Source organism: Streptomyces sp. NPDC004658 (assembly GCF_040609555.1).
In the GTDB taxonomy this organism is placed as follows: domain Bacteria; phylum Actinomycetota; class Actinomycetes; order Streptomycetales; family Streptomycetaceae; genus Streptomyces.
Genome location: NZ_JBEXKG010000024.1, coordinates 36,557 through 57,566, shown reverse-complemented (window position 1 = coordinate 57,566; position 21,010 = coordinate 36,557). Strand labels below are relative to the sequence as shown.

Here is a 21,010-nt window from a genome sequence, read left to right as displayed (position 1 = left end):
CGGCGGGTCCGGTTCGAAAGAATCCGGCCCGTCGTTTTCGTGTACGAAGCGGCCGGCAGCGGCCCCCCGCCTTCAGCCGCCCGTTCAGCCGCCGACCCCCGGGGTGATCGTCACCGTCCACGCCCCCGACGCCGTCCGCCCCTCCGCCTCCACCTTCACGCCCTCCCCGGGGACCGTGAAGCTCTCCCCGAGGGAGACCGGCGCGTCGGCGAGCGGGGCGTAGACCGAGTTCTCCCAGCAGGCCTCGGTGCGCGGGTGGGCGTCCACGACCTGGATCGGGCCGTCGCCGGACTCGGCGCCGCCGTGCACCCGGTAGACGAGGATCCCCTGCCGGCAGGACATCCGGTCGTTGCCGGCCGAGTCGCGCGCCTCGAAGGCGAGGGCGCTGTCCGGGCCGGTGCGCACCACGGCCAGTTTGACGCCGTGGCCGAGGCCGAAGGCGGGGGTGCTGCTCGCCCCCGGCACCGGCGCGCCGGGCCCGGCCTCGAGGGGCTCCAGGGTGAGGCGGGTCGGCGCGGCGCCGCGCACGCACACCACCTGGCGCGGATCCAGCCAGCCGAGCCGCCACTTGTGCCACGCGAACAGGTCGGGGGCGAGCCCGAACTGGCTGCCCATCAGGTCCCAGTCGCCCACGTAGGTGTCCCAGTCGCCCTTGCCGTCGACCGGGCGGTGGTAGAGGTCGGGCAGGTCGAAGAGATGGCCGGTCTCGTGGGCGAGGACCAGCCGGTCCGGCGGATGGTGCTCGAACACGGTGACGACCCGTCGGACGTCGGTGCCGTCCACGCGCAGGGGAGTCTCCAGGTTGACGACCTTCGTGGCGTCCGAGTCGACGCCGGGCGCGTCCGGGTCGGCGACGAAGTACACGATCGGGAAGCGCGAGAAGTCGACCTCCTTGTCGGCCACGGCGAACGCGTCACGCAGATAGGCGGCCCGGTCCTCCGGGTCCCAGTCCCGCCGCATGGCGTACGAGGTCGACGGGCGCGGCATGCGCAGCCAGCGGTTCAGCGGGTGCGGGCGCAGGGCGAACCGGCCGTAGGACGCCTGTTCGTAGAAGCGGCTGGTGGCCGGGAAGTGGTCGGCGGTCAGTTCGGCGGGGGTGGTCCGCGGGGCGGAGTCCGGGAAGGAGAGGAAGACCAGCACGGCGTCCAGGGCGCCGGCCGGGCGGGTGTAGCCGGGGTTCCAGGAGTCGACGCCCTCCGAATGGTGGGCGTCGGTGCGGTGCAGGGCGCAGGGCGCCGGTGAGAAGGGCTCGGCCGCTGACGGGCCGCTCAGGATCGAGGTCGCGGCGAGCGCCGACATCGTGGTGACCACGGCGGCGGTGCTGCGCAGCTTGGGCACGGACATGACCTCCGGATGCGGTTCGGGACCCGCACCCAGATTGCTGGCAATCGATGGGTTTTGCCCTGTTTACCTGCACCAGAAGGGTGAGCGCGCCCCCATTGCGCCCCGGCGCGCCCCGGCGCTCGACACCCCCGAAACACTCACGGAACGTCACAACTGGTCGGGGGCCTGAAGAACCCGTCCAGGTGCGGGCAGAAACGATCTGTCAGAACCTGTGGTCGGTCCGGGACACTGGACAGTGGCTGGAAGGGCCCGGAGCCAGCCTCTATGATCGGCACACTTTCCGGCACGGACAGGCACGGACACAGATCGAGTGCACTGCGGGAGCGAGCGGTGAGCGGAACGTCCGAAGGGCCGACGCCCGCGGCAGACCTCGACCGGTCAGCCGTCACAGACAGTCACTACACCACCTACCACCGTGTCTTCGCGACCGCCCCGCTCGCCATGGCGGTCGTGGCCCCCGAGGGACTCGTCATCAGCGCCAACAGCGCCCTCGGTGAACTGCTCGGCACCGACCCGGACACCCTCGTCGGACGCGTCGCCGCCGACCTGGTGGACCTGGCCGCGGACGCCCGCAGCTGGCACGCCTACCGCGAGGTGCTGCGCGGCCGGCAGGCCCGCCTGCGCTGCACCCGCAGGCTGAAGCACCCCGAGGGGCACTCGCTGTGGGTGCAGGTCACCGTCGCCCCGCTGACCGGCGAACCCGGCGTCCTGCTGTCGGTCGCCGACATCAGCTCCCGGCGCGAACTCCAGGCCAGGCTGCGGCACTTGCAGATGCACGACCCGGTGACCCGGCTGCCCAACCGCACGCTGTTCTTCGAGCGCCTGACGGCCGCGCTGGAGGCGGAGTCGTACGAGGAGAGCGGCACCGGCCGGATCGGCCTGTGCTACCTGGACCTCGACGGCTTCAAGGCGGTCAACGACACCCTCGGCCACCGCGTCGGCGACCGGCTCCTCGCCGCCGTCGCCGAACGCCTGACCCGGGTCGCCGACGAGACCGGCTACGCCCGCGCCGCCACCCCCCTCGTGGCCCGGCTCGGCGGTGACGAGTTCGCGCTGCTGGTGGAGGACTCGACCGGCACCGAACAGCTCGCCGACCTCGCCGAGTCCGCGCTGAAGGCGCTGGAGGAACCCTTCGACCTGGCAGGTCAGCGGCTGTCGTTGACCGCGTCCATCGGCGTGGTCGAACGGCACGCGGCCGGTACGACGGCCACCGGGCTGATGCAGGCGGCCGATACGACCCTGTACTGGGCGAAGGCCGACGGCAAGGCCCGCTGGACCCTGTTCGACCCCGAGCGCAACGCCCACCGCATGACCCGCCAGGCGCTGTCCTCCACCCTGCGGCCCGCCATCGAACGCGAGGAATTCGCCCTGGAGTACCAGCCGTTGGTGGCCATGGAGGACGGCCGGCTCAACGGCGTCGAGGCCCTGATCCGCTGGCACCACCCGCAGTTCGGCACCTTGACGCCGAATCGGTTCATCGGACTGGCCGAGGAGGACGGCTCGATCGTGCAGCTCGGGCGCTGGGCCCTGCGGACCGCCTGCCGGCAGGCCCGCCGCTGGCAGCTGGACCACCCCGGCGAACCCCCCATCTTCGTCAGCGTGAACGTCGCCGTACGGCAGGTGTGGGACTCGGACCTCGTGGCCGACGTGGCGGAGATCCTCGCCGAGACCGGACTCGCCCCGCAGCTGCTCCAGCTGGAGCTGACCGAGTCGGCGGTGATGGGCTCCGCCGGGCGCCCGCTCCAGGCCCTCCAGGCGCTCAGCGACATGGGCGTGCGCATCGCCATCGACGACTTCGGCACCGGCTACTCCAACCTCGCCTACCTCAGCCGGCTGCCGGTCTCCACGCTGAAGCTGGACGGATCCTTCGTCCGGGGCTTCCAGTACGACGGCGACAAGAAGGCGATCGCCCCGAACCCGGCCGACGAGGTCGTCGTGGAGGCGATGATCCAGCTCGCCCACCGGCTCGGCCTGACGGTCACCGCGGAGTGCGTGGAGACCTCGGCCCAGGCCACCCGGCTGCGCCGGATCGGCTGCGACACCGGGCAGGGCTGGCTGTACTCCCGCCCGGTGCCGCCGGATCGTATCTCCGAGCTGCTGGGGGCGCAGGCCTACGCGGTCGGCAATCCGTAGGCGTCCGCGATCAGCTCGTAGGAGCGCAGGCGCAGTTCACCGCGGTGGGCGTGCGAGGTGATCATCAGCTCGTCGGCGCCGGTGCGCTTGTGCAGGCCGTCCAGACCGGCGCGGACCTCGTCGGCCGTGCCGTGCACGATGTTGGCCGTCCAGGAGGCGACGAACTCCTCCTCCATCGGGCTGAACTCGTGCCGCTCCGCCTCCTCCGGGTCGGGGAACAGGCCGGGGCGGCCGGTGCGCAGCCGGATCATGTTCAGCGCCATCGCCCGGCTCTGCCGGCGGGCCTCCCGCTCGTCGTCCGTCGCGAGGGCGGAGACGCCGATGAGGGCATACGGCTCGGACAGGACGGCGGAGGGCCGGAAGGTCTCCCGGTACAGGTCGAGCGCCGGGATCGTGTTCTGCGCGGAGAAGTGGTGCGCGAAGGCGAACGGCAGACCCAGCAGGCCGGCCAGGCGGGCGCTGAAGCCGGAGGAGCCGAGCAGCCAGATCGGCGGCCGGTGCGGCGACTGGACCCCGCCGGGAGTGCTGCCCTGGACCGGCCCCGGGATCGCGTGGATGCGCCGGTACGGGTGCCCGTCCGGGAAGTCGTCGTCCAGGAACCGGGTCAGCTCCGCGAGCTGTTGCGGGAAGTCGTCGGCGCCCTCGTTGAGGGTGTCGGTACGGCGCAGGGCCGCGGCCGTCGCCCCGTCCGTGCCGGGCGCCCGGCCGAGGCCCAGGTCGACCCGGCCCGGGGCCAGCGCCTCCAGCGTGCCGAACTGCTCCGCGATCACCAGCGGGGCGTGGTTGGGCAGCATGACGCCGCCCGAGCCGAGCCGGATGCGGTCGGTGTGGGCGGCGAGGTGGGCGAGGATCACGGCGGGGGAGGAGGAGGCCACACCGGGCATGGAGTGGTGCTCGGCGACCCAGTACCGGTGGAAGCCGCGGGACTCCGTGAACCGGGCGAGCGCGACGCTGGTGCGCAGGGCGTCGGTGGCGGTACTGCCCGCGCCGACGGTCACCAGGTCCAGTACGGAGAGGGGGGCGGGGGCGGTGCCGAGCGTGGTGCCCCGGATCTCGTCTGCCTCGTCTGCCGACACGGTGTGCGCCTCCTGATGCGAGCGTGAGCTGTCCTCCTCCGGGTAACAGGAGAGAGTCCCCGCTTATTCCTGCCGACCGACCGCCTTGTCCTGGGGCCGGGGCCCTGGTCAGGGTGCGGGGTGCCGGCGTGGCGGTCAGGGGGACCAGGGCACGCGGTGTTCTCCGAGGTGGGACAGGACCGCGTGGTTGGCCTCCCAGCCGTCCGGGAACTTCACCAGCGTTCCCAGCTGGACCGGTTCCGTGGACGGGTAGTCGTCGAGGAGGTCGGTCACCCCGGCGCGGCAGATCATGATGCAGGCGTGCCGGTGGCGGGAGGCCAGGACGCACAGGCGGCCCGTCTCCAGATGGAAGGCGGTGGCGTCGGGGCGGCCGGAGAGCGGGTGCAGGACGACCGTGACGTCGTACTCGCGGCCCTGGAGGCGGTTCGCCGTGTCGACGGTCACGTCCGGGACCCCGAGGTCGGCCAGGGCCGCGCGGATCGCCGCCGCCTGGTCGCGGTGGGCCGTGCCCACGGCGATGCGGTCGGCCGTCAGGGGGGCGGGACGCGGTGCGCGTTCGGACGTGGCCGCGCCGCCTCGGTCCAGCAGGCGGCGGACCACCGTCGCCACCGCCCGGACCGCCTCCGGGTCCGTGCGCGGGGTGTGCCGGGCGGGCAGCTCCAGCAGGCCCCAGCCGGACTCAGCGGCCTCGTCGATCACCCGGTCCGGGCCGGAGCCGTCCGAGGGGACCGCGAAGGTCAGGCGCCGGTCGTCGTGGGACGTGCCGCTGCGGAACGGCGTGTACGGGTAGAACGCGTCGGAGACCAGGGGGGCCGCCGACGCCGGCAGGCGCCAGGAGACCGGCAGACGGTGCTGGGGGAGGTCCGGGTTGTGGGCCAGGAGGGTGGTGACCGCCGAGGCCGAGGGGTCGTACGACAGGCCCGCCCACTGCTCGCTGCCGACGATGGCGAACGGGTCCAGCTGACCCGGGTCGCCCACGAACAGCGCCCGTTCGAACAGCCCGGCCACGGCGAGCAGGGAGTCGGAGCGCATCTGGTACGCCTCGTCCACGATCGCGTGCCGCCAGGGCTCCTCCACCTTCACGTGCGCCCACTTGGCGGCCGTGGAGAGGACCACCGGCAGCCCGTTCAGGTCGGCCGCCTTCGCCGACGTGCGGACCTGCGGCAACGCGTCCAGCGCCGCGTCGTACGCGTCCGCGTCGCTGCTGTGCAGGCGGCCGACGGGCAGCTCCGGGTTCTTCTCGGCCAGACGCAGGACCAGGTCGTCCACCTGGGCGTTCGTCTGGGCCACGATCATCAGCGGGCGCCCCGCACCGGCGAGTTCCAGGGCCGCGCGCACCACCAGCGTCGACTTCCCGGCGCCCGGCGGGGAGTCCACCACCACACCGCGCTCGGTGCCGTGCAGCGTGTCGTGCAGGATCGCGTCCGTGGCGCGGCCGGCCGCGGCTCCGGGATCGAAGTCGACGGTCGTCACAGCACGTCCTCCTCGGTCACGGCGTCGGGGGCCTCCGGTGCGGGCTCGCCCGGCGGGCCACCGTGCGTCCACGGCGTCTGCTCCGGGTCGGGCAGCTTCGCGCCGCCGCGCTGCTCGTGCTCGAACAGGGTGAAGCAGACCCGGTCGCCCTTCTCCGGCACCGACCCGGGCTCCGGCTCCTTGCCGCGGCCCATCTTGTCCAGGACGCGCAGGACCAGCACACCGTCGGCCTCCTGACCGACGAACTCCGCCGACTGCGGCCTGCCGCCCAGCGAGCGGTACACCTTCGCCCGCTCCGCCAGATGCGGCCGGTCGTCCGTGCGGACCGTCACCAGCGGGCGCGGGCTCGGCCGCTTGCCCTCGCTGTACGCCATCACGACGTCGGTCACCTCGCCCGCGAACGCCTCCCCGGCCAGCCGCCGCCCCGCCATCACCAGCGGGTCGTCCAGCGCCTCCTGGGCCTCCAGCCGGGCCTGCTCACGCTCGCGCGTGGCCAGCTTGTTCGCCGCCGTCACCGCGTCGTCCCGGCGCGGCTGCGGCGGCTCACCCGCCCGCACCCGGTCCCGGTGCCCGGTGAACGACCAGCGGTCCCGGGTCCAGCGCTCCTCCACGTGCGCGCCCTCCGGCAGCGCCCGCAGCAGGTCCAGGCCCCGCCACACCGCGTCCCAGGTGGGCCGGGTGCGGCTCTCGACCAGGTCGCGGATCTCCCGCTCGGCACGGGTGAGCGCGGCCAGCCGGGCGTCGGCCTCCAGCGGGTCCTCGGCGGCGGCCAGGGCCGTCCGCGCGCGGTCGTAGCGCTCGATCGCCGGGGCCAGCAGCTTGTTGTCGAACGCCGGGTCCGTGGCGGGGCCGGCCGGCGGGCACAGCAACTGGCCGTCGGCGTCCCTGGCGAGTTCGGCCCGGCGGGCGGCCTCCGCGCCGGTCAGGCCCTCCGGGGGGTCGATCCAGGCGAGCAGCGCGCCCAGGTGCTCGTCCTCCAGACCGGACTGGCCGGTCGCCCAGTGCCGGGACAGCACATCGGTCAGGGCGAGCAGCAGCGAGGACCCGGGGACCCGGGCCCGCTCGCCGTAGTGGGTCAGCCAGCGGCCGAGCAGCGGCACCCGGGGCGGCGCCGGGTAGGGCGCGTCCGGGTCCTGCTCGGCGGTGCGCCGGAACCGCATCGAGCGGCCCAGCAGCCGTACGAAGTCCAGGCCGGTGCGGCTCGGCACGATCAGCTGGGGCGCGTCCGCGCACAGCTCGGCCTCCACCTTGACCCGCTTGCCGGTCTCCGGGTCGGTCTCGGTGCGCTCGGCCGCCTCCACCGCGTCGGCGTACGCGTCGATGTGGGGCAGGACGATGTCGGCCAGGTCGGCGAGGAACGTGAAGCGCAGATCGCGGTCGCGGGGCTGCGGTACGACCAGCAGCCGGGGCGCGTCCCGGTCGGTGCCGACCAGCGCGCCGAGCGGGGCGCCGGTCTCACCGGCCGTGGTGAGCGGTACGAACACCAGCGGGTGGTCGGACAGACGCCGGTGCCGGACGGTCGCGGCGGGCTGCGCGCGGCCCGAGCCGACGGCTTCCAGCCGGGCGAGGGTGGTGATCAGGGACACGGGGCCGCCTCCCGGGCCTCCCGCAGGGCCTCCGCGCGCAGGGCCGCCGCCCGGCGCAGGGCGGCCACCGCCGGGTCGTCCGGGTCGCCGCTCTCGCCGTGGGCCGCCGCCAGGACCTCCTCGACCGTGGCCAGGCCGCCCAGTTCGGCGCGCAGCGGCCGCCCGAGCCGGGTGACCGCGCCGGCCGCGCGGGCCCGCTCCCGGCAGTGGAAGGCCAGCTCGCAGGCGGACAGACACTCGGGCGCGTAGCTCGCCGGCACCGCCTCCAGGGCCGCCGTCAGCTCCTCGGCGGGCCGGTCGGGCGCGAAGCAGGTGCCCTCGGGCAGCGCGTCGGCGATCTCCTCGACGCGGGTGAGCCGGGCCAGCTGGCGGGCGGTGACCGCCCGCTGCTTGCGGATGTCCACGGCGGAGCCCGCGGGCAGGTTGGAGAAGTCCTTCGGGCACACCAGCAGCACGCGGTGGCGCACCCGCGGCACCGCAACGCCCTCCCCGGCGCGCTCCTCGGGCTCCTGCCCGCCGCGCTCCTCCGGCTCCCCGGCGAGCCGGGCCGCGACCTCCTCCAGGGCGAGCACGTACACCGCGGCCTGGCGGGCCGCCGCGCCCACCTTCGCGGGGTCCGCGGCGCCGTCCACCATCGGGAAGGACTTGATCTCCACCACCGACCAGCTGCCGTCCGGGTGCACCACGACCGCGTCCGGCTCCAGGAAGGCGAGCGAACCGGCCACGTCCAGGGCGAGCATCGGGTGGTCCAGGAGCGTCCAGCCGCCGGCCCGCACGGCCTCGCGCAGCGCCAGCGCCGTACGGGCCGTACGCCCCTCGGGGCCGTGCGCGGTCAGGTCGGGTACCGCCGCCGCGGCGGGCGGTTCGGCGCCGGGGTCCAGCAGGGTGTGCACCAGCCGCAGCAGCTCGGCACCGCCGTCGGCCTTGACCCGCGCCTCGAACGCATTGCCCCGGGTCAGCGCGAACTGCGACTGCCCGAAACCGGACGGCGCGCCCAGCGCGCCGGCCAGCCGGGCCTTGTCCACCCCGGCGCCGTCCAGGATCGCCCGCCGGGAACAGCCCGGGTTCGCGGCGAGCGCCGCGAGGGCGCGGGCGTCCAGGGCCTTGGCCGGTACGTCGGGACCGCGCAGCTCAGCGAGCCGGTGCCGGAGCCCCTTCGCCCGCGTCGCTGGGGGAGGCGTCCGGTCCGGCCGCGGGGTCGAGCCGCGACTCGCGCTGCCGTGGAATTCGCTCACCCGCCGAAGTCTGGCATCCGGCACTGACAATCGGGGAACCTGTGGCTTCCGTGACCGGTGCGGTACGACGGAACAGCCGGGTCCGGACGAGGTCCGCCGCCCGCATCAGCTGCGGCGCCAGCAGCACGCCGACGCCCATCACGGCGACGCCCGCCACCGCGTCCAGGAAGTAGTGGTTGGCCGTGCCCATGACCACCAGCGCGGTCACCAGCGGGTAGACGACGCCGAGGACCTTCGCCGGGCGCGTGCCGCCGTACCGCCACAGCATCACACCGCACCACAGCGCCCAGCCCACGTGCAGGCTGGGCATGGCCGCGTACTGGTTGGTCATGCCGCCCATGCCGCGCGGGGCGCTGGCCTCGCCGCCCCACCAGCCGTACGCGCTGTACTGCGCCATCGTGTCCACGAAGCCGTGGTCGGCGGAGAGCAGCCGCGGCGGGCAGGTCGGCAGCAGGGTGAAGCCGATCAGGCCGATGAACGTGGACGTCATCAGCCAGGTGCGGGCCGCCCGGTAGTGAGCGGCACGCGCGCGGAACAGCCAGACCAGGATCGCGGGCGTGACCAGGTAGTGCAGCGACGCGTACCAGAAGTCGGCCGGCACCCCGAGCCAGGCCTCGCGGGTGAACAGCCGGTTCAGCGGGTGCTCGGCGTTCAGGCGCAGCGCCTTCTCGATACGCAGGATCGCCAGGCCGTGGTCGACGGCGCTGGTGACGTCACCGCGCGCGAGGAGCCGGCCGGCCGAGTAGCAGCCGTAGACCAGCAGGATCAGCGGCAGCTCGGTCCACCAGCGCAGCCGGGGTCGCGGGGCCACCTCGGTGCCCGGTGTCTCGGTCTGCGGCATCCGATCGCCCTCCCCCTTCTGCTGTACGGCTGCGCCCCGGCGGGCGACCGTGCCACTTTACGGTGTCCCTACTCGGCCCATCACGGGCGCTCCGATCACGCTCGGTGTGTGTCAGCCCTCGAAGACGCGGAGATCGCCCGGCGGGTTGCCTGGCAGCGGGGTGCGCGATGATGGAGGGGATGAAGGAGGGACCGCGCCGCCCGTCGTGCGTCCCCTTGTTCGTGCATCCGCTTGTTCTTCGGAGAGACCCCATGGCACCGCGCATTCTGCTGGCCCGGCACGGACAGACGGCATGGTCGCTGTCCGGCAAGCACACCGGCAGGACCGATGTGCCGCTGCTGGAGGAGGGCCGGCGCGGGGCCAAGCTGCTCGGCGAGCGGCTGCACCGCGCCCCGCTGGACGGGCTGGCGGACGCGGAGGTGCGGACCAGCCCGCTGTCCCGTGCGCGGGAGACGTGCGAACTGGCCGGCTTCGGGGACCGTGCCACGGTGTGGGACACGCTGTGGGAGTGGGACTACGGCGCCTACGAGGGCATGACCCCGGCCGAGATCCAGGCCGTGCGGCCCGGCTGGCTGATCTGGCGGGACGGGGTCCCGGAGGGCGAGACCCTCGCCGAGGTCACCGCGCGCGCGGACGAGGTGGTCTCCTGGGCCCGTTCGGCCGACCGCGACGTCCTGGTCTTCGCCCACGGGCACATCCTGCGGTCGATCGGGGCGCGGTGGCTGGGGCTGCCGCTGGACTTCGCGGCGCGGATACGGCTGAACCCCACGTCGCTGTCGGTACTGGGCTGGGCCTACGGGGAACCGGCGATCGAGAGCTGGAACGACACGGGGCACCTGGCGGGCTGAGCGGGTGCCCCGCGCCCGAGGGGGCGCGGGGCGGTGGCGGTGTGCGGCTCACCGCGCGGGCGCGGTCGGCCGCGCCGCACCCGGGGACCGGCGGCCACCGGGCACGCCACCGCGCACCGGGCAGCCCCTACACCCGCCGGGGAACGGACGCGTGGCGGTCGAGGAACTCCGACACCCCCGACGCCCGCCGGTGCGGCAGGAGCACCCGGGCCGTCCCGGCCAGCATCGTCTGGATGCGGGAGGACTGGACCTGGTCGAGCAGTGCCAGCACCCGCAGCCCCGCCTCCGCCGCCTCGTCGGGACGCCCCTCGCGGGCGAGATCGTCGGCCAGCTCCGCGGTGTACAGCGCGATGTTCCGCGTGAAGTGGGGATCCTGCAGTCGCGCCGCCCGCCGCGCGTGCCGGGACGCCCGCCGCCAGTCGCCCAGCGTGGACCAGCACTGCGCCTCCAGCCCCTCCAGCTCGGCCTCTCCGTAGAAGCTCATCCACTCGGGGTCGGCGTCCGAGCGGCCCCGCTCGAAGAGGGCGTGGGCCCGGGCCAGCGCCTGCGCGCAGCCGGTGCGGTCGGCGAGCCCCGCCCAGCCGCCCGCCTCGCGCAGCGCCAGCAGGGACATCAGCCGGTCGGAGCCGAGCGGCCGGGCGGCGCGCTGCGCGGCCTGCGCGGCCCGTACCGCCTCCCGGGGGCGTCCGGCGTCCCGGGCCAGGAACGCGGTGTTGCAGAAGGCGTGTGCCTCCAGCGCCGGATCGCCGGTCATGCGGGCGGTGGCCAGCGCCTCCGCGTAGTGCGAGCGCGCGTCGTCGAAGCGGCCGGAGTCGTGGGCCAGCCAGCCGACGGAGATGGCGAGTTCGCCGGCTCCCGCGTGCAGCCGGTCCGCGGTGGTCTGCCGGGTCGCGCCGGCGTCGAGCAGCTCGTACGCCGCGCGCAGCGGAGCCGCCGCGCGCCGGTAGAGGCCGTCCGCGCCGTGCCGGTCGTCGAGCAGCCGGATGCGGCGGACGGCCTCCTCCAGCGCCGCCGCCTCGGAGGTGCCGGCGCGCCGCAGCGGCCGTTCCGCCGCCGCGGCGCCGGTGGTGAGCCCCAGCGGGGCCAGCGTGGCGGCGGCCACCGTGGCGCCTCCGCCGGTCATGAATGCGCGACGCAGCACGTCGCTCTCCTCGTGGTTCAGGGGGTCTTTCGCAAACGGTTCGTGCGGTTCGTACAGCTGGTGCGGTGCACGCGGGCTCCCTTCTCGCGGGGTCCGCGCGAGAAGGGACCCGCCGGTCTCAGGGGACTCATACGGCTCGGCAGCCCCGCCGGACTCACCGGGCACCCGCTCCGCGGGGGCCGTCTCCACCGCCGTACGCGCCGCGCGTCCGCGGACGGACGAGCGGGGCGCGAAGCCGAGGTCGGTGAGCGTGCGGCCGGGAAACATGTGCAGGAACACCCGTTCGTACGCGTAGTTGGGGCAGCGGATCTCGCCCGCCTCGACCCGGCCGATGTAGCGCGCGTCACAGCTCACCCGCTCACCGATCTCGCGCGCGGCCCGCCGTACCAGCGCCGCGAACTCCGCCGGTGAACGCCGGCCGCGCAACCGCCGGAAGGCGAGGTTCGGCCGTGCCGGCCGTTCGGGCTGTGACGAGGTCACGGTTGACGACGCCATGGCCGGGTCCTCTCGTGCGAACCGTCGAACCACGCCGGGACCGGGCGATTCCGGGACGAGTTGCCCGTGTGACGCCCTGGTTCCGGCGGGCATGAACGTACCTGCTGTGAAGGACCCGCCACGCGGTGTTTGGCTACAAACCGGATATCTCATGCATGATCTGCCATGAAGTGCCATCCTTTGCGGCGCACTTGTGCCGTTGCCGTTGACGCGCTCGCGCGTTGGACTTCATGGACCGCAACAGGGCTGTGTGGTGGAGGCCGGCATGGAGACCAGCCAGAGCAACGATCCTTGTACGTCGCCGTCGTCGTCCGCGTGGGCGGGAGGTGACGCGCGATGCGACCTCGTGACGGTACCGACCCGGCAGGGGCTGGAGGCGGTCGACATCCTGCGGCGGGCCGCCGCGGACGCGGTCGGGCCCGTGCTGCACGACGACGGCTGCGGCACCCTCGGCTTCCTGGTGCCGGCCGGCACGGCCGCCGGCTGGGACCTGCCGGGCAGCACCTGCACCGAGACCGACGGGCGCGGACTGCGGCTGAACCCCGAGCCGCCGGTGGCGGGTTCCGACTGGCTGCTGCCGCCCGGCGAGGCCGACCTCGCCACCGACCCGGTGGTGCTGCGCCGGGCCCTCGGCGAGGCGGCCCGCCTGATCGAGGCGGCCGACAACTGCCGGTGACGCGCCCGGCCCCGGCGGCTGCGAAAATGGGGGGATGGGCAGGTCCAGGAACACACGGCGCAGGTCGGCCGCCGCGGCCGCGGTCGAGGAGCCGGTCGACGGCGGGCTCGCGCAGCTCGTGCCCGACCCCGACCGCACCCGGGCCTGGACGCTGCTGATCGACGGCGCGCCCCAGTCGCACGTCGACCTGGACGACCCGGCCCACCTGTCCTTCGAGTACCAGCGCCGCCTCGGCCACGTCATCGACCTCGCCGCCCCGCCCGGCAAGCCCGTCCACGCCGTGCACCTCGGCGGCGGCGCCCTCACCCTCGCCCGCTACGTCGCGGCGACCCGGCCCCGCTCCACCCAGCAGGTCGTGGAACGGGACGCGAGCCTGGTGCGACTCGTCCGCCGCGAGCTGCCGCTGGACCCGGGCGCGCGCATCCGGGTGCGGGCCACCGACGCCCGCGCGGGGCTCGCCAAGGTGCCGGACGGCTGGGCCGACCTGGTCGTCGCCGATGTCTTCAGCGGCGCCCGCACCCCCGCCCACCTCACCTCCACCGAGTTCCTGGACGAGGTCCGGCGCGCCCTGAAGCCCTCCGGCGTCTACACGGCCAACCTCGCCGACGGCCCGCCGCTCGCGCACCTGCGCGGCCAGATCGCCACGGCCGCCGCCCGGTTCGGCGAACTCGCGCTGATCGCCGACGCCGCCGTGCTGCGCGGCAAGCGCTTCGGCAACGCGGTCCTGGTCGCCTCCGACCTGCCGCTGCCGCTCGCCGAACTCACCCGCCGCGCCGCCTCCGACCCGCACCCCGGCCGGGTCGAACACGGCAGGCAGCTCACCGACTTCACCGGTGGCGCGGTGCCCGTGACGGACGAGGCCGCGGTGGCCTCCCCAGCGCCGCCGCCCTCGGTGTTCCGCTAGACCCTCAGCCCGCCGGAACCCCGCCCGGGGGGTCAGTACGTGCCCACCTCGACCCGCGGCGGCCCGTCGTGCCAGGTGCAGAACACCGACACCCGGTCCGCGCCCCGGGCGAACTCCACCCGGATCCAGCGCTCCGTCTTCCACACCTGCATCGACCAGCCCGTCCCCGGGGTCGCCGACACGAGCGTGGCGTCGGCCGGCCGCAGGTCGAACACCGCCCGGCCGCCGTCGGTGTCGTAGGACCTGACCCGGCCGGACGCTGTGGCGGAGACGGTGGGGGACGGGGACGGTGTGCGGACCGGCGTGCGCGCGGGCGTCGGCGCCGGCGTCGGCCGGACCGGCCGCTCGCGCGACGGGCTCGGCGACGGGGAGGGCGCCTCGGACCCGGACGCGACGTCCCGGGCGCCCGCGTCGGCGGCCGTGACCGGAAGCGCGCGCGGCGGGTCGTACGCCGTGCCCGCCATCACCGTGTGGACACCCCACCACGACAGCGTGACCGCCGCTCCCGTCGCGAGCAGCCACGCCAGTACGTGTACGAGTCCTCTGCGCATCGCGGGCCATACTGCCCCAGGGGCACCGCCGTACGCACATGGCCCGAGTTGTCCACAGGCGCCCGCCCGCTGTTGCCCGCATGGCGTACGGTGCGGCGCATGGCAAGTGTGCTCGTGGTCGAGGACGACCAGTTCGTACGCTCGGCGCTCATCCGGCACCTGACCGACGCCGCCCACACCGTGCGCAGTGTCGGTACGGCACTGGAGGCGCTGCGCGAGGTCGCCCATCTCCGCTTCGACCTGGTCATCCTGGACCTCGGACTGCCCGACCTGGACGGCTCCGAGGCGCTGAAGATGCTGCGCGGCATCACCGACGTGCCCGTCATCATCGCGACCGCCCGGGACGACGAGACGGAGATCGTCCGGCTGCTGAACGCCGGGGCGGACGACTATCTGACCAAGCCCTTCTCCGTCGAACACCTCTCCGCGCGGATAGCGGCCGTGCTGCGCCGCGCCCGCTCCGGCGGCGGGGAGGCCCCGCCCTCGTCCGTGCTCCGCGTCGGCGGCCTGACCGTCGACCCGCTGCGCCGCCAGGCCGAGTTGGACGGGACCCGGCTCGACCTCACCCGCCGCGAGTTCGACCTGCTGGCCTTCCTGGCCGGGCGGCCGGGCGTCGTCGTCCCGCGCAGGGAACTCCTCGCCGAGGTCTGGCAGCAGTCCTACGGCGACGACCAGACCATCGACGTCCATCTGTCCTGGCTGCGCCGCAAGCTGGGGGAGACCGCCGCCCGGCCGCGCTATCTGCACACGCTGCGGGGCGTCGGTGTGAAGCTCGAACCACCCCCCGACCGGCAGGCCGGGCAGGCCGGGCAGGCCCCGCGATGAGATGGGCCCTGGTCAAGGTCTGCCTCGCGGTCACCACGATGGTCGTGGTCGCCTTCGCCGTGCCGCTCGGCCTGGTCGTCAAGGAGATGGCCCGCGACCGCGCGTTCTCGGGCGCCGAGCGGGCGGCGGCGGCGGTCGCGCCCGCGCTGTCCATCACCACCGACCGGGACCAGCTGGAGCGGGTGGTGGCCTCGGCCGGCGCCGACTCCGGAATGGCGGTCCACCTGCCCGCCGACGGCGGCCGGGCCGCCCTCGACCTCGGCCGGCAGCGCGCCGCGGGACGCGACATCGAGGCCGTACGACGACTCGGCCGCGCCTCCACCACCACCGTGCCCGGCGGCTTCACCCTGCTCCAGCCGGTCGCGCTCGGCTCCGGCGCGATAGCCGTGGTCGAGGTGTACGTCCCCGAGTCGGAGGTGACCCACGGTGTCGGCACGGCCTGGGCGGTGCTCGCGGCGGTCGGCCTCGCGCTGGTCGTCGGCTCGGTCGCCGTCGCCGACCGCCTCGGAGTGCGCATGGTGCGGCCCGCGCGGCGGCTCGTGGAGGGCGCGCACGAGCTGGGCGAGGGCAAACTGGGCGCGCGTGTGCCGGAGGACGGCCCGACCGAACTCCGGCTGGCCGCCGTCGCGTTCAACTCCATGGCCGACCAGGTCGTCCAGCTCCTCGCCAACGAGCGGGAACTGGCCGCCGACCTCTCGCACCGGCTGCGCACCCCGCTCACCGTCCTCCGGCTGAACGCGGCCTCCCTCGGAGCCGGGCCGGCCGCCGAGCAGACCCGGGCCGCCGTCGCCCAGTTGGAGCGCGAGGTCGACGCGATCATCCGGACGGCCCGGGAGGCCAAGCCGCAGACGGCCGCCGCGGGACCCGGAGCGGGCTGCGACGCGGCCGAAGTGGTCCGGGAGCGCATGGAGTTCTGGTCCGCGCTGGCGGAGGACGAGGGCCGCAAGTGGCGGGTGGCCGGCGTCGACCGGCCGGTGCGCATACCCGTGGCCCGGGCCGACCTGGCCGCCGCGCTCGACGCCCTGCTCGGCAACGTCTTCCGGCACACCGCCGAGGGCACCGCCTTCGCCGTCGACGTGCACAACGGCGAGGACGCGGTGATCGTCCTGGTCTCCGACGCGGGCCCGGGCATAGCCGACCCCGAGGCGGCGATGGCCCGCGGCCGGGGCTCCGGACACACCGGCTCGACCGGCCTGGGCCTGGACATCGTCCGCCGGCTCGCCGAGTCCACCGGTGGTGACGTCCGCATCGGCTCCTCGGTGCTGGGCGGTACCGAGGTGCGGATCTGGTTCCAGCTGGACGCGCGGAAGCCGGTGGGGCGCAGACAGCGCGGCACCGTCCGCAGACGCCGATCGGGCAAATTGGTCTCTACCTTTAACCGTCTCCGATCGCTTCCTTAAGCGAACCCTAAGGTCTGCAACGGGCGCACCGTATCGAGCGGTTCGTCCGTTTCCTGATCGCTAGCGTGCTGCCGCACCCCTCCTCAGTGAACAGCGAAGGCAGGCACGCGCATGAGCACGCACCGGCGCAGGATCAGTGGCAGGAACAAGGCGATAGGCGGCCTGGTGGCGGCGGCCGTGATCGGCGGCGGCGCGGTCCTGCTCACCGGCACGGCCAACGCGGCCGGTGTGAACGCCGCGTACACCAGGACCAGTGACTGGTCCACGGGCTACACCGCCCAGTACGTCGTCACCAACAACACCCCGCAGGCCGAGAAGACCTGGACGCTGGAGTTCGACCTCCCGGCGGGCGCCAAGCTCAGCTCCCTGTGGAACGGCGAGTCGAGGGTCAGCGGTCGGCACGTCACCGTGAAGCCGGCGACGTGGGACACCGGCGGCCTGGCCCCCGGCAAGTCCGTGACCGTCGGCTTCGTGGTGAGCGGCAGCGGCGACCCGGCGGGCTGCCGCATCGACGGCGCGCAGTGTTCCGCAGACGGCGGAGCGACCCCCGAGCCGAGCGGCCGGCCGACACAGACCACCCAGCCGCCGACCCCGGCCCCCACCTCCACGACCACCTCCGCACCCACCTCGGCCCCCACCGGGACCGCCACTCCCACCCCCACCCCCACCGGCAGCACCGGAAGCGGCACCAGCGCCTCCGCCGGGTTCGCCCCCTACGTCGACACCAGCCTCTACCCGGCCTTCGACCTCCTCGGCGCCGCCGACGCGACCGGCGTGAAGAACTACAACCTCGCCTTCGTCACCGACGGCGGCGGCTGCACCCCCAAGTGGGGCGGGGTCACCGACCTCACCAGCGACGCCGTGGCCGCGCAGATCGGCGCGCTGCGCGCCAAGGGCGGTGACGTCCGGGTCTCCTTCGGCGGCGCCTCCGGCTCCGAGCTGGCCACCACCTGCTCCTCCGCGGACGCGCTGGCGGCGGCGTACGGCAAGGCGGTCGACGCGTATCGGCTGACCAAGGTCGACTTCGACGTCGAGGGCGGCGCGCTGCCCGACACCGCCGCCAACACCCGCCGCGCCCAGGCCATCGCCAAGCTCCAGGCGCGGCACCCGGGCCTGGACGTCTCCTTCACCCTCCCGGTGATGCCCGAGGGCCTCACCCAGGACGGCGTGAACCTCCTCGCCGACGCCAGGTCCAACGGCGTGCGGATCAACACCGTCAACATCATGGCGATGGACTACGGCGCCTCGTACAGCGGCGACATGGGCACCTACGCCGAGCAGGCCGCGACCGCCACCCAGGCCCAGGTCAAGAGCGTGCTCGGGCTGTCCGACTCCGCCGCCTGGAAGGCCGTCGCCGTCACCCCGATGATCGGCGTCAACGACGTCTCCTCCGAGGTCTTCAAGGTCGACGACGCCGCCCAGCTGGTGGACTTCGCGCGGTCCAAGGGGCTCGGCTGGCTGTCGATGTGGTCGGCGACCCGCGACAAGCAGTGCGCCGGCGGCACCAAGCCCACCGCCGACGCCACGTGCAGCTCCGTCACCCAGGACCCGTTCGCCTTCTCCAAGGCGTTCGGGGCGTACAAGTAGTCGCGCCGATCACCTGTGACCGGTGAAGGGGCCCGGCGGATCGCACCCGCCGGGCTCCGCCCCCTCTCAGGCCTCCAGCGGCGGCAGCACCCCCGTCCGCGCCGCCTCCCCGTACCACCGGGCGCTGGACTTCGGCGTCCGCTCCAGCGTGGCGTAGTCCACGTACACCGCGCCGAACCGCTTGCCGTACCCGTACGCCCACTCGAAGTTGTCCATCAGGGACCACAGGTAGTAGCCGCGGACGTCCGCGCCGTCGGCGATGGCGCGGTGCACCTCCGCCAGGTGGGCGCGCAGGTAGGCGATGCGCTCGGGGTCGTGCACACAGCCGTCGGGGTCGGGCTTGTCGTCGTAGGCCGCGCCGTTCTCGGTGATGTGGAGGGGCAGGCCGGGCGCCTCGCGCGTGTAGCGCATGAGCAGGTCGTACAGGCCCGTCGGATCGATCGTCCAGCCCATCTCCGTGCGGTCGCCGGGGGTCTGGTGGAAGAGGACGTCGTCGGCGGCCGGCCAGGGCGAGTGGTCGCTGGAGCCGTGGCCGTCCGCCCGGGGGCCCCCGGCCTCGCCGGACGCGGCCGACACCAGCGTCGGCGTGTAGTAGTTCAGGCCCAGCGCGTCCAGCGGGGCGTTGATCGTGCGGAGGTCGCCGTCGAGGACGTGGGACCAGTCGGTCACCGAGCGCGTGGCCTCGAAGAGCGACGACGGGTACGCCCCGTGCAGGACCGGTCCGTGGAACACGCCGCCGGCCAGGTCGTCGATCCGGCGGGCCACGGCCAGGTCGGCCGGGTCCTGGGAAACGGGCCGTACGACGGCGGAGTTGAGGCTGATGGCGATGCGGTTGCGGGCCGGCATCGCCGCGCGGAGGGCGGATACGGCCAGCCCGTGTCCCAGGTTGAGGTGGTGGGCCGCGCGCAGCGAGGCCGCGGGGTCGGTCCGGCCGGGGGCGTGCACCCCGGAGGCGTAGCCCAGGAAGGCGCTGCACCACGGCTCGTTGAGGGTGATCCACTGCTCCACCCGGTCGCCGAGCGCCTCGCCGACGAGCTGCGCGTACTCGGCGAAGCGGAACGCGGTGTCCCGCTCCGGCCAGCCGCCCGCGTCCTCCAGTTCCTGCGGCAGGTCCCAGTGGTAGAGCGTCAGCGCCGGTGCGATGCCCCGGGCCAGCAGTTCGTCGACCAGGCGGCGGTAGAAGTCCAGGCCCCGCTGGACCGCCGGCCCCCGGCCCGTCGGCTGCACCCGGGACCAGGAGACGGAGAAGCGGTACGCGGTCAGGCCCAGCTCCGCCATGAGCGCGACGTCGTCGCGGTAGCGGTGGTAGTGGTCGACGGCGATGTCCCCGGTCTCGCCGCCTGCGGTCCTGCCCGGCGTATGGCTGAAGGTGTCCCAGATGGACGGGGTGCGGCCGTCCTCCCGCACCGCCCCCTCGATCTGGTACGCCGAGGTCGCGGCGCCGAAGAGGAAGCCGGGGGGAAAGGCCACGGTCGTCGGTTCGGGCATGAGGCTCTCCCATGGGTCGAGTGCACGCATTATGCATGGGAGCGCTCCCACGATGGAAGGGGGCGGCTTCGATCGGTAGACACCGGGGGTGACTTCCCGGGCTGACGTCTGTTCTGCGGGTGGGTTCTCGGACCGGCGGGTGTCTTCCCGGGCGTGGCTTCTTGAGCCGGCGCGCGTGGTGGGGTCCGGGCCGTGTGGGGTCGACCCCCGCCCTCCCCGCCCGCCCCCTGCCCCCTCAAGCCGACGCGCGTACCACCAGTTCCGTCGGCAGGACCACTCCCCGTCGGCCGGTGCCGCGTTGGGCGATCTCCTCCAGCAGGAGGCTCGCCATCGTGCGGCCCATCTCCTCCAGCGGCTGGCGGACGCTGGTCAGCGGGGGATCGAGGTGCCGGGCCACGATCGAGTCGTCGAAGCCGATCAGCGCCACGTCGTGCGGCACCCGGCGCCCCGCAGCGCGCAGTTCCAGCACCGCGCCGGAGGCCATCACGTCGGAGGCGGCGAAGACGCCGTCCACATCCGGGCGCCGGCGCAGCAGTTCCCGCATGGCCGCGCGTCCGCCCTCCTCGGTGAAGTCGCCCGCCGCGACGAGGTCCTCGCTGACGGAGATCCCGGCCTCGCGCAGGGCCTCCCGGTAGCCGTCGAGCCGCGCCCGCGCCACATCCATGTCCAGCGGGCCGGTGATGGTGCCGATGGACCGCCGGCCGCCGGCCAGCAGATGCCGGACGGCGAGCCGGGCGCCGCCCCGGTTGTCCGCGCGGACATGGCCCAGCCCCTCGCTCTCGTCGCGCCGCCCGGCCAGCACGGTCGGCACGGCCAGCTCCTCCAGCCGGTCGGGCAGGCTGTCGTCCCCGTGGACCGCCATCATCAGCACGCCGTCCACCCGGTGGGCGGCCAGGTAGGCGGCGAGCCGGCCGTGCTCCTGCTCGTCGCCCGTGAGGACCAGCAGCAACTGCATCCCGGCACCGGTGAGTCCGGCCGAGACGCCCCGGATGATCCCGGAGAAGTACGGTTCGGAGAAGAGCCGGGTCCCGGCGTCGGGCACGACCAGCGCGACCGCGTCCGTGCGCCGGGTGGCCAGGGAGCGGGCGGCGCGGTTGGGGACGTAGCCGAGTTCCGCGATGGCCTGTTCCACGGCCGCCCGGGAGCGTGCGCTGACCTTCGGGGAGCCGTTGATCACCCGTGAGACCGTGCCGCGGCCCACGCCGGCGCGGGCGGCCACGGCGTTCAGGGTCGGGCGCCGGACGTCCGCGGTCCTGTGCGGCTGCGGCTGTTCGGCAGGGCTCATCGTTCACCTTCCGGCGTTCCGGTGGAGGGGCGCTTCATTCTGACCCAGGGAATCGGGCAACCGGTGCGGGAGCGGGCGCAGTTGGTCGCGAGCGGGGATCGACCCGCCGGTGACCTGCCCCG

Annotated in this window: 17 protein-coding genes; 7 read left to right on the top strand and 10 right to left on the bottom strand. The window is 74.4% G+C overall.

Translation table 11 applies throughout. The annotated features are described in order from the left end of the window. Positions 1 to 84 precede the first annotated feature (84 nt). Positions 85 to 1,344: a M6 family metalloprotease domain-containing protein gene (locus ABZV94_RS11980; protein WP_356339882.1), complete on the bottom strand. Its 1,260-nt coding sequence runs from the start codon at positions 1,342 to 1,344 to the stop codon at positions 85 to 87. A gap of 330 nt (positions 1,345 to 1,674) precedes the next feature. Between ABZV94_RS11980 and ABZV94_RS11975 the strand changes: the two genes are divergently transcribed. Beyond that, on the top strand, positions 1,675 to 3,477 hold the full coding sequence (locus tag ABZV94_RS11975; protein WP_356339880.1) for a bifunctional diguanylate cyclase/phosphodiesterase: 1,803 nt from the start codon (positions 1,675 to 1,677) through the stop codon (positions 3,475 to 3,477). Here ABZV94_RS11975 and ABZV94_RS11970 read toward each other — a convergent pair. From ABZV94_RS11970 to ABZV94_RS11950, 5 genes are all read right to left on the bottom strand, one after another. Then, positions 3,456 to 4,553: an LLM class flavin-dependent oxidoreductase gene (locus ABZV94_RS11970; RefSeq protein ID WP_356339878.1), complete on the bottom strand. Its 1,098-nt coding sequence runs from the start codon at positions 4,551 to 4,553 to the stop codon at positions 3,456 to 3,458. The two genes, ABZV94_RS11975 and ABZV94_RS11970, sit on opposite strands and share 22 nt — an antisense overlap. A 135-nt stretch (positions 4,554 to 4,688) precedes the next feature. Next, on the bottom strand, positions 4,689 to 6,026 hold the full coding sequence (locus tag ABZV94_RS11965; RefSeq protein ID WP_356339876.1) for an AAA domain-containing protein: 1,338 nt from the start codon (positions 6,024 to 6,026) through the stop codon (positions 4,689 to 4,691). Next, positions 6,023 to 7,612, bottom strand: coding sequence for a hypothetical protein (locus ABZV94_RS11960; RefSeq protein ID WP_356339874.1), 1,590 nt, complete (start codon positions 7,610 to 7,612; stop codon positions 6,023 to 6,025). The genes ABZV94_RS11965 and ABZV94_RS11960 overlap by 4 nt, the downstream gene beginning before the upstream one ends. Beyond that, positions 7,603 to 8,742, bottom strand: coding sequence for a hypothetical protein (locus tag ABZV94_RS11955; protein WP_356339918.1), 1,140 nt, complete (start codon positions 8,740 to 8,742; stop codon positions 7,603 to 7,605). The genes ABZV94_RS11960 and ABZV94_RS11955 overlap by 10 nt, the downstream gene beginning before the upstream one ends. Position 8,743: 1 nt before the next feature. Next, positions 8,744 to 9,688, bottom strand: coding sequence for a phosphatase PAP2 family protein (locus tag ABZV94_RS11950; protein WP_356339872.1), 945 nt, complete (start codon positions 9,686 to 9,688; stop codon positions 8,744 to 8,746). Between the two features lie 251 nt (positions 9,689 to 9,939). Between ABZV94_RS11950 and ABZV94_RS11945 the strand changes: the two genes are divergently transcribed. After that, the gene (locus ABZV94_RS11945; RefSeq protein ID WP_356339871.1) at positions 9,940 to 10,536 is read left to right on the top strand and encodes a histidine phosphatase family protein; all 597 of its coding nucleotides are present in this window, start codon (positions 9,940 to 9,942) and stop codon (positions 10,534 to 10,536) included. A 127-nt stretch (positions 10,537 to 10,663) separates the two neighbouring features. Here ABZV94_RS11945 and ABZV94_RS11940 read toward each other — a convergent pair whose 3' ends face one another. Beyond that, positions 10,664 to 12,172, bottom strand: coding sequence for a hypothetical protein (locus ABZV94_RS11940; RefSeq protein WP_356339869.1), 1,509 nt, complete (start codon positions 12,170 to 12,172; stop codon positions 10,664 to 10,666). Between the two features lie 265 nt (positions 12,173 to 12,437). On the opposite strand from ABZV94_RS11940, the gene ABZV94_RS11935 reads away from it, so the two are divergent. Both ABZV94_RS11935 and ABZV94_RS11930 read left to right on the top strand, forming a co-directional pair. Then, positions 12,438 to 12,848, top strand: coding sequence for a hypothetical protein (locus tag ABZV94_RS11935; protein WP_356339867.1), 411 nt, complete (start codon positions 12,438 to 12,440; stop codon positions 12,846 to 12,848). Positions 12,849 to 12,882: 34 nt separating this feature from the next. Continuing rightward, complete coding sequence (locus ABZV94_RS11930; RefSeq protein ID WP_356339866.1) at positions 12,883 to 13,752, top strand: fused MFS/spermidine synthase; 870 nt, start codon at positions 12,883 to 12,885, stop codon at positions 13,750 to 13,752. Between the two features lie 32 nt (positions 13,753 to 13,784). Here ABZV94_RS11930 and ABZV94_RS11925 read toward each other — a convergent pair whose 3' ends face one another. Further along, positions 13,785 to 14,303: a hypothetical protein gene (locus ABZV94_RS11925; RefSeq protein WP_356339864.1), complete on the bottom strand. Its 519-nt coding sequence runs from the start codon at positions 14,301 to 14,303 to the stop codon at positions 13,785 to 13,787. 99 nt (positions 14,304 to 14,402) lie between these two features. On the opposite strand from ABZV94_RS11925, the gene ABZV94_RS11920 reads away from it, so the two are divergent. The 3 genes from ABZV94_RS11920 to ABZV94_RS11910 all read left to right on the top strand — a co-directional run bounded on the left by ABZV94_RS11920 (position 14,403) and on the right by ABZV94_RS11910 (position 18,115). Continuing rightward, positions 14,403 to 15,128 (top strand): response regulator transcription factor, encoded by a 726-nt coding sequence (locus tag ABZV94_RS11920; RefSeq protein WP_356339863.1) that lies wholly within the window; start codon positions 14,403 to 14,405, stop codon positions 15,126 to 15,128. Next, positions 15,125 to 16,528: a HAMP domain-containing sensor histidine kinase gene (locus ABZV94_RS11915; RefSeq protein WP_356339861.1), complete on the top strand. Its 1,404-nt coding sequence runs from the start codon at positions 15,125 to 15,127 to the stop codon at positions 16,526 to 16,528. Before ABZV94_RS11920 ends, ABZV94_RS11915 begins: the two co-directional genes overlap by 4 nt. Before the next feature lie 111 nt (positions 16,529 to 16,639). Beyond that, complete coding sequence (locus ABZV94_RS11910) at positions 16,640 to 18,115, top strand: cellulose binding domain-containing protein (protein ID WP_356339858.1); 1,476 nt, start codon at positions 16,640 to 16,642, stop codon at positions 18,113 to 18,115. Between the two features lie 66 nt (positions 18,116 to 18,181). Here ABZV94_RS11910 and ABZV94_RS11905 read toward each other — a convergent pair whose 3' ends face one another. Beyond that, positions 18,182 to 19,603, bottom strand: coding sequence for a GH1 family beta-glucosidase (locus tag ABZV94_RS11905; RefSeq protein WP_356339856.1), 1,422 nt, complete (start codon positions 19,601 to 19,603; stop codon positions 18,182 to 18,184). Positions 19,604 to 19,838: 235 nt separating this feature from the next. Then, the gene (locus ABZV94_RS11900; protein ID WP_356339854.1) at positions 19,839 to 20,888 is read right to left on the bottom strand and encodes a LacI family DNA-binding transcriptional regulator; all 1,050 of its coding nucleotides are present in this window, start codon (positions 20,886 to 20,888) and stop codon (positions 19,839 to 19,841) included. Positions 20,889 to 21,010: the final 122 nt, after the last annotated feature.